Annotated in this window: 7 protein-coding genes; 5 read left to right on the forward strand and 2 right to left on the reverse strand. The window is 74.4% G+C overall.

Features of this window, described 5'->3' with window-relative positions:
• The first annotated feature begins 155 nt into the window (after positions 1 to 155).
• From AB0B33_RS02375 to AB0B33_RS02395, 5 genes are read left to right on the forward strand one after another with little or no spacing between them, the layout of a single operon-like run.
• Positions 156 to 5,930 carry an SDR family NAD(P)-dependent oxidoreductase gene (locus tag AB0B33_RS02375; RefSeq protein ID WP_360765788.1) on the forward strand — a complete coding sequence of 1,925 codons (5,775 nt, stop codon included), beginning with the start codon at positions 156 to 158 and terminating at the stop codon, positions 5,928 to 5,930.
• Entirely contained in the window at positions 5,927 to 9,760 is a 3,834-nt protein-coding gene (locus tag AB0B33_RS02380) for a beta-ketoacyl synthase N-terminal-like domain-containing protein (RefSeq protein WP_360765790.1), read from the forward strand. Before AB0B33_RS02375 ends, AB0B33_RS02380 begins: the two co-directional genes overlap by 4 nt.
• Positions 9,757 to 10,047 (forward strand): phosphopantetheine-binding protein, encoded by a 291-nt coding sequence (locus tag AB0B33_RS02385; RefSeq protein ID WP_360765793.1) that lies wholly within the window; start codon positions 9,757 to 9,759, stop codon positions 10,045 to 10,047. The genes AB0B33_RS02380 and AB0B33_RS02385 overlap by 4 nt, the downstream gene beginning before the upstream one ends.
• The gene (locus AB0B33_RS02390) at positions 10,035 to 10,811 is read left to right on the forward strand and encodes an alpha/beta hydrolase (RefSeq protein ID WP_247019405.1); all 777 of its coding nucleotides are present in this window, start codon (positions 10,035 to 10,037) and stop codon (positions 10,809 to 10,811) included. The genes AB0B33_RS02385 and AB0B33_RS02390 overlap by 13 nt, the downstream gene beginning before the upstream one ends.
• On the forward strand, positions 10,787 to 11,914 hold the full coding sequence (locus AB0B33_RS02395) for a nucleotide disphospho-sugar-binding domain-containing protein (RefSeq protein WP_360765797.1): 1,128 nt from the start codon (positions 10,787 to 10,789) through the stop codon (positions 11,912 to 11,914). Before AB0B33_RS02390 ends, AB0B33_RS02395 begins: the two co-directional genes overlap by 25 nt.
• On the opposite strand, the gene AB0B33_RS02400 is transcribed toward AB0B33_RS02395, so the two are convergent.
• Complete coding sequence (locus tag AB0B33_RS02400) at positions 11,911 to 12,744, reverse strand: ABC transporter permease (protein WP_247019408.1); 834 nt, start codon at positions 12,742 to 12,744, stop codon at positions 11,911 to 11,913. The genes AB0B33_RS02395 and AB0B33_RS02400 overlap by 4 nt on opposite strands.
• On the reverse strand, positions 12,741 to 13,676 hold the full coding sequence (locus AB0B33_RS02405) for an ATP-binding cassette domain-containing protein (RefSeq protein ID WP_360765800.1): 936 nt from the start codon (positions 13,674 to 13,676) through the stop codon (positions 12,741 to 12,743). The genes AB0B33_RS02400 and AB0B33_RS02405 overlap by 4 nt, the downstream gene beginning before the upstream one ends.
• Positions 13,677 to 13,882 lie beyond the last annotated feature (206 nt).

Raw genomic sequence — 13,882 nt, forward strand, 5'->3', positions numbered from 1 at the left:
GCATTCCGAGATTGCGATCCAGGTGATAAAAGTGCTGTTCAGGGCCATGATCGTGGGGCGTTCTCGCTTTCGTACCCTAGCACGAGTATTGCTTTTCACCGGTCCGGTGCGTTATTTCTGAAGATCGCCACACCCCGCGCTCAGGAGGTCCGACGATGGCCGAGCTCGTCCCGCCGTCGCACGTTCGACGGCTGCGTTGCCTGGGCATCGGCGACCCGGACGCCGTCGCCGCGGTCGCCCGCGGTGGCGGCCTCGGTGTGCTCGACGGCGCCGATCCGGCGGCCGTGGCTCTGGTCGCGGCCCGGGTCCGCGTGCCCTACGCTGTGCGCACGGACGGCCCGCTGCCCGCCGGCGCGGCCTTCGGCGTCCGGACGAAGGCGCCGTGGGCGGGTGCGCTCGCCGAAGTCGGTGACGTGACCACGGCTGCCGAGGCGGTGCGCGGCGGTGCGCTCGGACTGGTCGCGCGCGGTGGCGAGCTGAGCGACTTCGTTCTGCTGCAGCAGCTCCTGAGCACCTTCGACGTGCCGGTGTGGGGGACGGTGGCCGGGCCGCGGACCGCCGTCGGCGCGCTGGCGGGCGGTGCGGCCGGCGTGGTCACGAAGTCCACAGTGGAATTGAACGCTGTGGAATCGGACGTGCGCCGGATCACCGGTGCCGCCGTGCCCGCGGTGCCGCCGCCGGACCGGCTGCTGCGGACGCTGGGCACCGCGCTCCCGGTGGTCCAGGGCCCGATGACCCGGGTGAGCGACCAGCCCGGGTTCGCGGCCGCGGTCGCCGACGCCGGCGGGTTCCCGTTCGTCGCCGTGGCCACCGCGAACGGCTCGCGCACCACCGAACTCCTGAGCCGCACCGCCGAGCTGCTCGGCGACCGGCCGTGGGGCGCGGGGATCCTCGGTTTCGTCCCGGACGAACTGCGGGCCGCGCAGCTCGCCGCGATCCGGGCCGCCCGGCCGCGGTGCGTGCTGATCGCGGGCGGGAAACCCGGGCAGGCCAGGGCTTTGGAGGCCGAGGGGATCGCGACCTTCGTGCACGTGCCGTCGCCGATCCTGCTCGGCCAGTACCTCGACGCCGGGGTCCGCCGGTTCGTCTTCGAGGGCGCCGAATGCGGCGGGCACGTCGGTCCGCGCTCGAGTTTCGAGCTGTGGGAGGAACAACTGGCCGTGCTCGGCGCGGCCAAGGACGTCGAAGTGCTGTTCGCCGGCGGCATCCACGACGCCCGGTCCGCCGCCGTGGTCCGGGCGATGGCCGCGCCGCTCGACGCCGTCGGCGTGCTGATGGGCACCGCGTACCTCTTCACCGAAGAAGCCGTGACGCACGGCGCGATCACGGACCTGTTCCAGCGGCGGGCGATCGAAGCCGGCACCACCGTCACCCTGGAGACCGCGCCGGGGCACCGCACGCGCTGCCTGCCGAGCCCGTACACCGCGGAATTCGAGCAGGTCAAAGCGAACCTGCGAGACATGCCCGCGCAGGAAGCCTGGCAGCGGCTGGAGGAGCTGAACACCGGACGGCTGCGCGTCGCGAGCAAGGGCGTCCGCCACGGCGGGGCGGTGGTCGACGAGGAAACGCAGCTCGCCGAAGGGATGTTCATGGCCGGGGAGGTCGCCGTGCTGCGCGACCGCCGGACGACGATCGCGCAGCTGCACCGCGAGGTAGCGGCCGGGAAAATGTTCACCCGCCCGGAAGAGCCCGTCCCGGCGGAGGCCACCGGGGACATCGCCGTCATCGGGATGGCCTGCACGTTCCCGGGCGCCCCGGACCTCGAAGCGTTCTGGTCGATCATCCTGCGCGGTGAGGACGCCGTCACCGAGGTGCCGCCGGAGCGCTGGGACCCGGAAGTCTACTTCGGACAGTCGACGTCGAAGTGGGGTGGCTTCCTGCCACCGGTGGCTGTCGACCCGCTCGACTTCGGCATCCCGCCGTCCGCGATGGGCAGCATCGACCCGGCCCAGCTGGTGTCGCTGGAGACCGCCCGCCGGGCACTGGAAGACGCCGGGTACGCCGGGCGCGACTTCGACCGCGAGCGCACGAGCGTCGTGTTCGGCGCGGAAGCGGGTGGCGACCTCGCCAACGCGGGCACCCTGCGGTCCCTGCTCGACGGCTACCTCGACGAGGTGCCGCCCGAACTCCTGGCGCAGCTGCCCGAACCCACCGAGGACACCTTCCCCGGCACGCTCGCCAACGTCATCTCCGGCCGGATCGCCAACCGGCTCGACCTCGGCGGCGCGAACTACACCGTCGACGCCGCCTGCGGTTCTTCCTTGGCCGCATTGGACCTGGCCACCAAAGAACTGCGCGCCGGCACGAGCGAACTGGTCCTCTGCGGCGCGGTCGACCTGCACAACGGCATCCACGACTACCTCATGTTCACCTCGGCCGGTGCGCTCTCGCCGACCGGCCGCTGCCGCCCGTTCGACGCCGCCGCCGACGGGATCGCGCTCGGCGAGGGCGTCGCGTGCCTGGTGCTCAAGCGCCTCGACGACGCCGAACGCGACGGCGACCGGATCTACGCCGTGGTCAAGGGCGTCGGCGCGGCCAGCGACGGCAAGGCGCTCGGCCTGACGGCGCCCCGTCCGGAAGGCCAGTACCGCGCCCTCGACCGCGCCTACCGCGACGCCGGGGTGTCCCCGGTGGACGTCGGGCTCGTCGAGGCGCACGGCACGGGCACGGTCGTCGGCGACGCGACCGAACTGCGCACGCTAACGGGGTTCTTCGCCGACGCCGGTGCCGCGCCCGGCAGCTGCGTGCTCGGGTCGGTCAAGAGCCAGATCGGGCACACGAAGTGCGCGGCCGGGCTGGCCGGCCTGATCAAGGCGGCGCTGTCGCTCTGGCACGAGGTCGTCCCGCCGACGCTGCACCTGAGCCGGCCGAACGCCGCCTGGGACCCGGCGGCCAGCCCGTTCACGTTCACCACCGCGGCCCGGCCGTGGGCCGAGCCGGCCCGGCTGGCCGGGGTCAGCGCGTTCGGTTTCGGCGGCACCAACTTCCACGCCGTGCTCGGGGCCGGCCCGGTCGCCCCGGACCGCCGTCACGGCCCGCGCGACTGGCCCGACGGCGCCGAGAAAGCCCTTGCCGGGATCCGGCGCGCCGACGCCGACCCGGGGAAGATCGCGTTCCTCTTCCCCGGGCAGGGCAGCCAGCGCCCCGGCATGCTCGCCGAGCTGTTCGTGCACTTCCCGGAGCTGGCCGAGCCGCTGAAGCTCGCCCCCGACGTCGCCGGGAAAGCGTTCCCGCCGCGGGTGTTCGACACCGGCGCCGTCCAGGAGCAGGAGAAAGCCCTTACCGACACGCAGGTGGCGCAGCCCGCGCTCGGGCTCGTCGAAACCGCGGTCGCCCGGCTGCTGGCGCAGGTCGGCGTCCGCCCGGACTTCCTGGCCGGGCACAGCTACGGCGAGCTGGTCGCGTTGTCGGTCGCGGGCGCGTTCGACAGCGAGACGCTGCTGCGGCTCAGCCGGGCTCGCGCGCGGGCCATCGCCGAGGTCGCCGAGCCCGGCGCGATGGCCGCGGTCAAGGCACCGCGGGACGCGCTGACCGCCACCCTGATCGGCCCGGACGTCGTGGTGGCCAACCACAACGCGCCCGAGCAGGTCGTCCTCTCCGGCTCGGTGGCCGCGGTCGAACGCGCGGTCCGGCGGCTGCGCGAGACCGGGTTCGCCGCCAAGCGGATCCCGGTCGCCTGCGCGTTCCACAGCCCGCTGGTCGCCGCGGCGGGCGACGTCTTCGCCGCGGAACTAGCCCGGGAGTCCGTTGTGGACCCGAAGCTGCCGGTGTGGGCGAACCGCACCGCGGCGCCCTGCGGCGATGACGTCAAGGCCGAACTCGCCGCCCAGATCGGCGCCCCGGTCCGGTTCCTCGACCAGATCGAGTCGATGTACGCGGCGGGCGCGCGGACGTTCGTCGAGGCCGGGCCCGGCCGGGTGCTGTCCCGGCTGGTCGCGGAGATCCTCGGCGACCGCCCGCACACCGTCGTCGCCTGCGGCCCCGGCCTCGACGGCTTCCTGGCCGCGTTGGCGGCGCTCGCCGCCGCCGGGGTCGACGTCCGCACCGATCGCCTCCGGCGCGCGCGGCCCCCGGCGCCTTCGCCCACCGCCTGGGCCGTGGACGGGCGCTCCGCCCGCGCACCCGGCGCCGAAGTCCCCGCTTTGCCCCCGGCCCGACGAATCCGGAGTACCGCCATGACCCAGCCCGCTCCCGGCCGCGACCAGGCGGTCGTCGACTTCCTGCGCACCACCCGCGAACTCGTTGCCGCGCAGCGGGAAGTGATGCTCGGCTACCTCGGCAGCACACCCGTCCCGGCGCCCGCGCCCGCGATCGCTCCGGCTCCGGTACCGGTGGTGCACGCGGAACCCGAACCGGAACCCGAACCGGTGGCCGAACCGCCGGCCGACGTCCTGGGCACGGTGATCGGCGTGATCAGCGAGCGCACCGGCTACCCGGCCGAGATGATCGCCGGCGACCTCGACCTCGAAGCCGACCTGTCGATCGACTCGATCAAGCGCACCGAAATCGCGGGCACGCTGCTGTCCCGGCTGGGGCTCCCGGCCGACGACCGGACCGACCAGCTCAGCCGCGACCGGACGGCCGACGCGCTGACCGCGCACCTGGAGAGCTGGCTCAGCCCGACCCCGGCGGCCACCGCCCCCACCCGGTACCGGCTGGACCGGGTGCCGGTCCCGCTCGACCCGGATCCCGCGCGGTTGCACGGGAAATCCGTGGCGGTGGTCGGCGGCGACGCTTCGGTGGCGGCCGCCTTCGCCGCGGCCGGTGCGGCGGTCGTCGACGGCGACGCGGACATCACCGTGCTCCTCGCCCGCGACCTGACGGACGTGTTCGCCCGGCTCAAGGCGCTGCGGGGGACCGTGCTCGTGGCGGCCGAGCCGGACGCGGTGCCGGGGCTGCGCGGCCTGGTCCGGTCGGCCGCACTCGAACGCGACGGCGGCACCCGGCTCGTCGAGGTCACGCAGGACGTCGCCAAGGTGCTGGTCGACGAGGCCCTCAGCGACGGGCCTTCGGTGGTCGGCCACGACGATCGCGGCCGGTTCACGATCGAGCCCCGGCCCGCCGGCCTCGGCTCGATCGCCTACTCCGGCGCCGGGCCGGGCGGCGGCGAACTCGCCGCGCTGGGCCTCGGCCCGGACTCGGTGGTCCTCCTGATCGGCGGTGCCCGCGGGATCACCGCCCGCGCGGCCGTCGCGTTCGCCGCCGCCGGCGGCCGGATCGAACTCGCCGGGCGCACGCCGTGGCCGGGCGAGCCGGACGACCTGCCCGCCGAACCCGCCGCGATGCGGGCGGTGCTGGCCGGGCGCGGGGGTTCGGTGGCCGACATCGAACGCCGGGTGCGGACCGTGCTGGCCCAGCGCGAGATCGGGCGCACGCTCGACGAGGTGCGCGCGGCCGGCGGCGACCCCGCCTACCGGTCGCTCGACGTTCGGGACCCCGAAGCCGTGCACCAGCTGGTCAAGGAGCTCGGCGGGCGGATCGACGGCGTCGTGTTCGCCGCGGGCGTCATCGACGACAAGCTCATGGCGGACAAGGACGATCGGTCGTTCCGGACCGTCTTCGAGACCAAAGTGGACGGGGCGCGCACCCTGCTCGCCGCGCTCGCGGAGACCGGCGCCGAGCCCGGGTTCGTCACCTTCTTCGGCAGCATCGCCGCGGTGCTCGGCAACCGCGGCCAGACCGACTACGCCGCCGCGAACGACGCGCTGGAGTCGCTGGCGAGGACCTGCCCGGGCCGCGCGGTGACCGTCCACTGGGGACCGTGGGCGCCCGCGGCCGACCACGGCGGCATGGTCTCGCCGGAGCTGGCGCGCGAGTACGAACGCCGGGACGTCGGCCTGCTCGACGCGGACGAGGGCGTCGCGGCGCTGCTGCGCGAACTCGCCTACGGCACGGACCGCGCGGTGCTGTACACGGCGTCGTTGTGGTGAGCCAGGAGCCGGTGGCGATCGTCGGGCTGGGCGTGTTCCTGCCCGGCGCGTCCACTGTGGACCAGTACTGGCGGAACCTGGTGGCGGGCACCGACGCCGTCACCGAGATCCCGCCGCACCGCCGCGACCCTGCGTTCCACGGCCACGGCGGCGGCGCGCCCGACCGGACCCACGGCCGCCGCGGCGGCTTCACCGCGGAGACCCTGGACTTCGACCCGGTCGCGCACGGCGTGCCGCCGACGTCGCTCGACGGCACCGAGCCGGACCAGCTGACGGCGCTGGCCGTCGCGGTGGCGGCGGTCGGGGACGCCGGCGGTCTCGGCCGGCTCGGCGACCCCGAGCGGATCGGCGTCGTGCTCGGCCGCGGCGGGTACCTCTCGCCCGGGCTGCAGGGCTTCGACCAGCGCGTCCGCACCGTCCGGCAGATCACCCGCACGGTCGGCGAGCTGCTGCCCTCGGCCGGCCGAGACGTCCTCGACCGGCTGCGGACCGCGTTGCTGGAACCCCTCGGCGAGTTCCGGCCGGAGACCGCGGCCGGGCTGGTGCCGAACCTCGCCGCGGCCCGCGTCGCGAACCGGCTCGACCTCGGCGGCCCGGCGTACACGGTGGACGCCGCGTGCGCGTCCTCGCTGGTCGCGGTCGACCAGGCGATCGGCGAGCTGACCCGCGGCCGCTGCGACGCCGTGCTGGCCGGCGGGGCGCACCAGACGCAGGACGACACGCTGTGGGCGCTGTTCACCCAGCTCGGCGCGCTGTCGCCGAGCCAGCGGATCAGCCCGCTCTCCCGCGCCGCCGACGGCATGCTCATCGGCGAGGGCACCGCGATCGTCGTGCTCAAGCGGCTGGCCGACGCCCGCCGCGACGGCGATCGCGTGTACGCCGTGATCCGCGGCAGCGGCACGTCGAGCGACGGGCGGGGCGCGAGCCTGCTCAGCCCGTCCGTCGCCGGGCAGACCCTCGCCCTGCGGCGCGCGTGGGACGGGCTGGACCCGGCGGGGATCGGCCTGCTCGAAGCGCACGGCACGGCCACGCCCGCGGGCGATGCCGCCGAGCTGACCACCGTCGCCGACGTCTTCGGCCAGGCGAGCGGGTCGCGTTCGGTGATCGGCTCGGTCAAGTCGATGATCGGGCACACGCTGCCGACCGCCGGGGTCGCCGGGCTCGTCAAGCTCGCGCTCGCGCTGCACCACGGGGTCCTGCCGCCGACGCTGCACTGCGCCGACCCGAACCCGCTGCTGGACAAGACCCGGTTCCGGGTGCTGGCCGAGGCCGAGCCGTGGGGTGACCTGCCGCGCGTGGCCGCGGTCAACGCCTTCGGCTTCGGCGGGGTGAACGCGCACGTCGTGCTCGAAGCCGGGGACCCGGCGCCGAAGCGGCGGGTCCGCGTCGACGAGCCGGAACGCGTGCTGCGGCTGGCCGCGGCGACGCCGGAAGCGCTGCTGGAGCAGCTCGACGAGCCCGGCGGGGGCGACGGGCCCTGCCGGCTCGGGATCGTCGGCGCGGACGAGCGCAAGCTGGCCACGGCCCGCCGCGTGCTTGCGAAGGTGACGGCCGAAGGCCGGTCGTGGCACGGCGGTGGCGACGTCTGGTGCAGCCTCGACCCGGTGCTGCCGGGCGGGAAGACCGCGTTCCTCTACCCGGGCCTGGAGGCCGACGCCGAGCCGCGCCTCGACGACGTGGCCGGGCACTTCGGCCTCGACCGTCCACAGTGGTCGACGGCGACCGTGCCCGCGCGGGCCACCAGCGTGTCGTCGACCGGGCTGCTGCTCGACCACGCCCTGCGGCGGCTGGGGATCCGCCCGGACGCGCTCGCCGGGCACAGCGCGGGCGAGTGGACGGCCATGCAGGCCGCCGGGATGTACCGGGCCGAGCCGGACCTGTTGGAGCGGTACTGGCCCGGCGGGTTCGAGCTGCCCGAAGCGGATTACCTGGTGCTGGGCTGCGCCGCCGCGCGGGTGACCGAGCTGCTCACCGGCGACCTCGTGATCTCGCACGAGAACGCGGCGCGGCAGACCATCGTGTGCGGTCCGCCGGACGCCGTCGCGGAGTTCGCGGTGACCTGCCGCGGGCTCGGCATCGTGGCCCGGACGCTGCCGTTCCGGTCCGGCTTCCACACGCCGCTGCTGGAACCGCACCTCGCGCCGTTCGCGCGGCTGGTCGCGGACCTGGACCTGCTGGCGCCGGCGGTGCCGGTGTGGTCGGCGACTACGGCGCGGCCGTACCCGTCGGCTGCCGCCGACGTCCGCCGGCTCTACCTCGACCACCTGCTGCGCCCGGTCCGCTTCCGGCAGCTGACCGAGGCGCTGCACGACGCCGGGTTCCGGGCGTTCGTGCAGGTCGGCGCCGGGCAGCTCGGCTCGTTCGTCACCGACACCCTCGGCGAGCGGCGGCACCTGGTCGTCGCGGCCGCGTCCGGCACCCGGCCCGGGCTCGCGCAGCTGCGGCGGGTCGCGACCGCGTTGTGGACCGAGGGCGGCGACCCCGACTTCTCGGCGCTGGAACCGCGGCGGATCCGGCTCAACACCGGGAAACCCCTGCTGTCGCTGGGCGAGTCGGCCCGCGGACTGCTCGAAACCGCGGCGCCGCCGGAGCTGCCGGCGGGCGTGCCGGACGCGATCGTGGCCGAGTTCACCGCGCTGCTCACCGAAACCCGCCGGACCGCGGCGGACGTCGTCGCGGCGGCCGCGCGCCGGCGGGTCGAGTCCACTGTGGACGTCTCGCTCGACGCGATGCCGTACCTGCGCGACCACCGGTTCTTCCGGCAGCGCGACGGCTGGCCCGACGAGGCCGACTTCCGGCCGGTGGTGCCCGCGACGACGCTGGTCGACCTCGCCTGCCGGGCCGTCGAACGCACCTGGCCGGGCACGAAGGCGGTGGCCGTGCGGGACGCGGTGTTCTCGCGCTGGCTGATCGCTTGCCCCGCCCAGCGGGTGCCGTTGTCGCTGAGCCGCGAGGGCGACCGCGTCACCGTCGAGATCGGACCGTACGCGCTGCTGACCGTCGAGGTGGGCGTGTTCGCTCCACCGCCGTCGCGGGCCGCCGTGCCCGGGCCGGAGACCGCGCCGCCGTTGAGCGCGGCCGAGATCTACGAGCGGCGCGAGATGTTCCACGGCCCGGCGTACCAGGGCCTGGCCCGGCTGACCGGCCTCGGCGAGCAGCACATCCGCGGCGAACTGGTCGTGCCGTCCGCGCCCGGCGGGCTGCTCGACAACGTCGGCCAGCTGCTCGGCTGCTGGCTGATGGCGACCCGGTCCGACGACCTCCTCGCGTTCCCGCGCTCGATCGGCAGGCTCACCTGGCACGGGCCGGAACCCGGGCCGGGGACGCGGCTGGAGTGCCTGGTGCGCGTCCGGCTGCCGCGGCCCGAGGTCCTCGAGATGGACGCCGAGCTGGTGCGGGACGGGCGGGTGCTGGCGAGCATCGAAGGCTGGCGGGACGTCCGGTTCCCGTGCGACCGCGCGGCCCACCGCGTCTACGCCTTCCCCGCGGAGAACCTGCTGTCCGAACGGCGGGAGGACGGCTCGGTCGCGGTCACCGACCGCTGGCCGACGGTCGCCGCGCGGGACATCTACGCCGGGATCTACCTCAGCGCGGAGGAACGGGCCGAGTTCGCCGCCGTGCCCCCGCGGCAGCAGCGCGGCTGGCTGCTGCGGCGCATCGCCGCCAAGGACGCCGTCCGGGCCCGGCTCGCCGAACCCGTGTACCCGGCGGAAATCCGCGTCCACGACGACGGCACGGTGTCCGGCAGGCACCGGGACCTGCCGCGTTCCGCCGTCACGGTCGAGCTGACCGGGGAGACCGCCATCGCACACCACAGGAGCACGCCATGACCACCGACCACGCGTCCGCGACGTTCGACGTCGTCGCCGAGCTGCTCGCCGAGCTCGTCGGCGACGCCGAGGTGCTCGGCATCGAGATCACGCCCGCCACGACGTTCCACGAGGACCTGCAGCTGGAGAGCATCGACCTGGTGACCTTCGCGAGCATCCTCGCCGAGCACTTCGGCGCCGACGTCAACCTCGCCGAACACCTGGCGGAGAAGGACCTCGACGACGTCATCGGCCTGACCGTCGGCGACATCGCCCGGTTCGTGGGGGAGCGCACGTGCCCACGATGACCGTCAACGGGCTGCGCACCAACGTGCAGCTCGTCCCCGCCGGCGGCACCGAGACCGTGGTGTTCCTGCACGGCATGGGCACCGACAGCCTGGCCAGCTTCTACCTGACGCTGGCGCCGCCGGTCGCGGCCGCGGGCATCGACGTGATCAGCTACGACCTGCGCGGGCACGGCAAGACCGAGCGCCCGGTGCACGGGTACACGCTCGGGGACTTCGTCGCCGACCTCGACGACCTGCTGGTGCAGCTGGCCGTCGACCGGCCGGTGCACCTGGTGGGCAACAGCTTCGGCGGCACGCTCGCCTACAGCTACGCCGTGGCGAACCCTTCGCGGGTCCGCAGCATCGTGTGCATCGAGTCCGAGCCGGCGACCGAGGTGTGGGCGGGCAAGATGAGCGAGATCCTCGCGCACACCATGCGGTTCCTGCAGGTGGAGGAGAGCTTCGACTGGATCGAGGCGAACTTCAGCGCGCACCACCGGCGGCTGGCGCGGCTGGCGGCCGAGCGGATCACGTCGACGAAGATGGCCGAGGAGGTGCCGCTCGGGCCGTTGCTGACCTGGGACCAGGTGGCGGCGATCGGCTGCCCGGTGCTGTCCATCCTGGGCAGTCACGGCTACCAGGCCGACGACCTCGAAGCCTTGACGTCGTTGCTGCCGAACGGCGAGCTGCACGTCTTCGAGGGGCAGGGGCACTCGGTGCTGGTGGAGCAGCACCGCGAGGTGCGCGAGCTGGTGCTCAAGTGGATCGATCGGCACGCGGCGTGAAGTTCCTGCTGGTCGTCCCGCCGCTGGCCGGGCACGTGGCGCCGTTGCTCGGGGTGGCTTCGGCGCTGGAGGCGCGCGGGCACTCCGTGGCTTGGTGCGGCCCGGTGCCCGCACTGTCCACAGTGGTCCCCGGCCGGGTCTTCCCGGCCGGGGACTCCGCGCCGTTCTCGCTGGCGCTTCGGCCACCGGAGCTGCGCGGGTTCGCGGCGCTGAAGTACCTGTGGGAGTCCTACCTGGTCCCGCTGGCGGACGCGATGGTGCCCGGCGTGCTGGCGGCCGTCGCCGTGTTCCAGCCGGACGTCGTCGTGGTGGACCAGCAGGCGATGGCGGGCGCGCTGGTGGCCGCGCGGTGCGGGCTGCCGTGGGCGACGTCGGCGTCGACGTCGACCGAGCTGGCCGACCCGCTGGGCTCGCTGCCGAAGATCGCGTCCTGGGTGGACGACCTGCAGGCGGGGTTGCGCGCCCGGCACGGCGTGCTGCTCGGCGACCTGAGGTTCTCCCCGCACCTGGTGCTGGCGTTCACGACCCGGGCACTGGCCGGCGAATCCCGGCTGGCGGTGCCGGTGTCCTACGTCGGCCCGGCGCTGCCTTCAGCGCCCGGTGAGTGGTCCGCTGTGGACGATCGGCCGCTGGTCGTGGTGACGCTGGGGACGTCGAACGCGGCGGCCGGGGCGCGGTTCCTCGCCGAGAGCGTGGACGCGCTGGCCGGGATGCCGGACGTGCAGGGGCTGGTGGTGGATCCCTCCGGGCGCCTGATCAGTGAAAGTGTCGCGCTGACCCGGCGGATCCCGCAGGTGGCGGTGTTCGCGCGCGCGTCGGTGGTGGTCTGCCACGGCGGGCACAACACGGTGTGCGAAGCGCTTTCCGCCGGGGTCCCGCTGGTGGTGGCCCCGATCCGGGACGACCAGTCGATGCTGGCCCAGCAGGTGGTCACGGCGTCGGCAGGGGTGCGTGTGCGGTTCGACCGTGCGAAAGCGGGCGACATCCGGCGGGCGATCGAAGCGGCCGGGGAGTACCGGCCTGGGGCCGAGAAGATCGGGGAGTCGTTCGAGGCCGCGGGTGGCGCGGAGGAAGCGGCAACCCACCTGGAGGCACTGGGTTAGCCGCGATTGCGGAAGGTGCGGGCGGCCAGGGTCGAGCCCGCCACCGCGGCCACCGCCGCGATCACCAGGGCCGTCAGCACCGACCAGCCGATCGGGCGGGCCAGTGCCAGCGCGCGGGTCGCGTCGATCGCGTACGTCAGCGGGTTGACCGCCGAGACCGCGCGGACCCACGCCGGCATCGTGTCCAGCGGCATGTACGCGCTCGAGGAGAACATCAGCGGGAACATCACCACGAACGACGCCGCCTGCAGGGTTTCCGCCTTGCGCAGCCACGTCGTGATCGCGACGAACACCCAGCTCAGGCACCAGCCCACCACCAGCGTCAGCAGCAGCGCCAGCCCGAGGCCCAGCACGCCGCCCGCCGGGCGGAAGCCGAGGAACAGCACGCTCGCCAGCGCCGTCACCACCAGCTGGACGGCCAGCCGCGCGGAGTCGGCCAGGGTGCGGGCGACCAGTACCGAGACCAGCGAGATCGGCAGGCAGCGGAGCCGGCCGGTGAAGCCGCCGTAGATCTCCGCCAGCAGGCCCGCGCCCGAGCTCATCGCCGTCGTCATCGCGATGTTCACCAGCGTCGCCGGCACCAGGAAGTTCACGTAACCCTGGTACGCCGCCACGCCCGGCAGGGCGCCGACGCCGCTGAACACCTGGCTGAACAGCAACAGCAGGACCACCGGCTGCAACAGTCCGAAGAAGACCAGCCGCCGGTCGCCGAACGCCGTGCGCAGCGAACGGCCGGCCAGCACGCGGACCTGCGTCCAGAAGCCGGATTCCGGCCACGCCGTGGGATCGCCGAGCGCGGAGACGGCCGCCCGGTGCCGTGCCTGCGTCACCAGCCGACCGCCGTCCGGTGCAGGGACAGGTAGACGTCGTCGAGCGTCGGCTCGGTCACCGTCAGGTCCCGCAGCGGCGCGCCCGCCGTGTCGAGCGCGCGCACCAGCACGGGGATGTCGCCGGGCCCGGTCAGCGGCACGGCCAGGACGAGCCCGGTGCGCCCGGCCGCCATTCCCAAACGGGACAACGCGTCCACGGCCCGCTGCAGCGCCAGCTCGGTGCCGAACGTCAGCGTCGCCGTCCGGTTGCCCAGGCGCCCCTTGAGCTGCGCCGGCGTCCCGGACACCGTGATGTGCCCGAGGCCGAGGACGACGACGTGGTCGGCCAGCCGGTCGGCCTCTTCGAGGTACTGGGTGGTGAGCACGACGGTCGTGCCGCGCGCCGCGAGCCCTTCCACGATCGACCACAGCCCGGACCGGCTCACCGGGTCCAGCCCGGTCGTCGGTTCGTCGAGGAACAGCACCTGGGGCGCGCCGACGAGGCCCGCGGCCAGGTCGAGCCGCCGCCGCATGCCGCCGGAATACGTGCCGGCCCGCCGGTCGGCGGCGTCTTCGAGGCCGAAGGACGCGATGAGCTCGGCGGCCCGTGCCTGCGCCTGCCGCGGTTTGGCGCCCAGCAGCCGCGCGATCAGCACGAGGTTCCCGCGCCCGGACAGGGCGTCGTCGACCGCGGCGAACTGGCCGGTCACCCCGATCCGCCGCCGGACCGCGCGCCCGCGTTGCACGACGTCGTAGCCGCACACGCGGGCCGTGCCCGCACTCGGCCGGACGCGGGTGCTGAGGATGTCGATCAGCGTGGTCTTCCCGGCGCCGTTGTGGCCGAGGACCGCCAGCACCGCGCCGCGGGCGACGGTCAGGCTGATCCCGGCGAGCGCGGTGACTTCGCCGTACCGCTTCGCGAGGTCGGTCACGGCGATGACCGGCTGGTTCATGGCCGCTCCTTCCCCTACTTTCGGAAAAGGTAACGGGACGCGGGCGCTGCGAGCAAGAAGATCGCGGCCACCGGCCGTGCGCGTGACAATTTCCGCCGCCCCGATCCGTCCGCACGTGACAAGCGCTGACCTGCATGACCCTTCCCAGCGGGGGCGTTCCCATGCGCGTGACAAAGAAATCGGAGCGGCTTGTTCGGCCGGAATCG

The sequence above is a fragment of the Amycolatopsis sp. NPDC049159 genome (assembly GCF_040648295.1).
In the GTDB taxonomy this organism is placed as follows: Bacteria; Actinomycetota; Actinomycetes; order Mycobacteriales; family Pseudonocardiaceae; genus Amycolatopsis; species Amycolatopsis pretoriensis_A.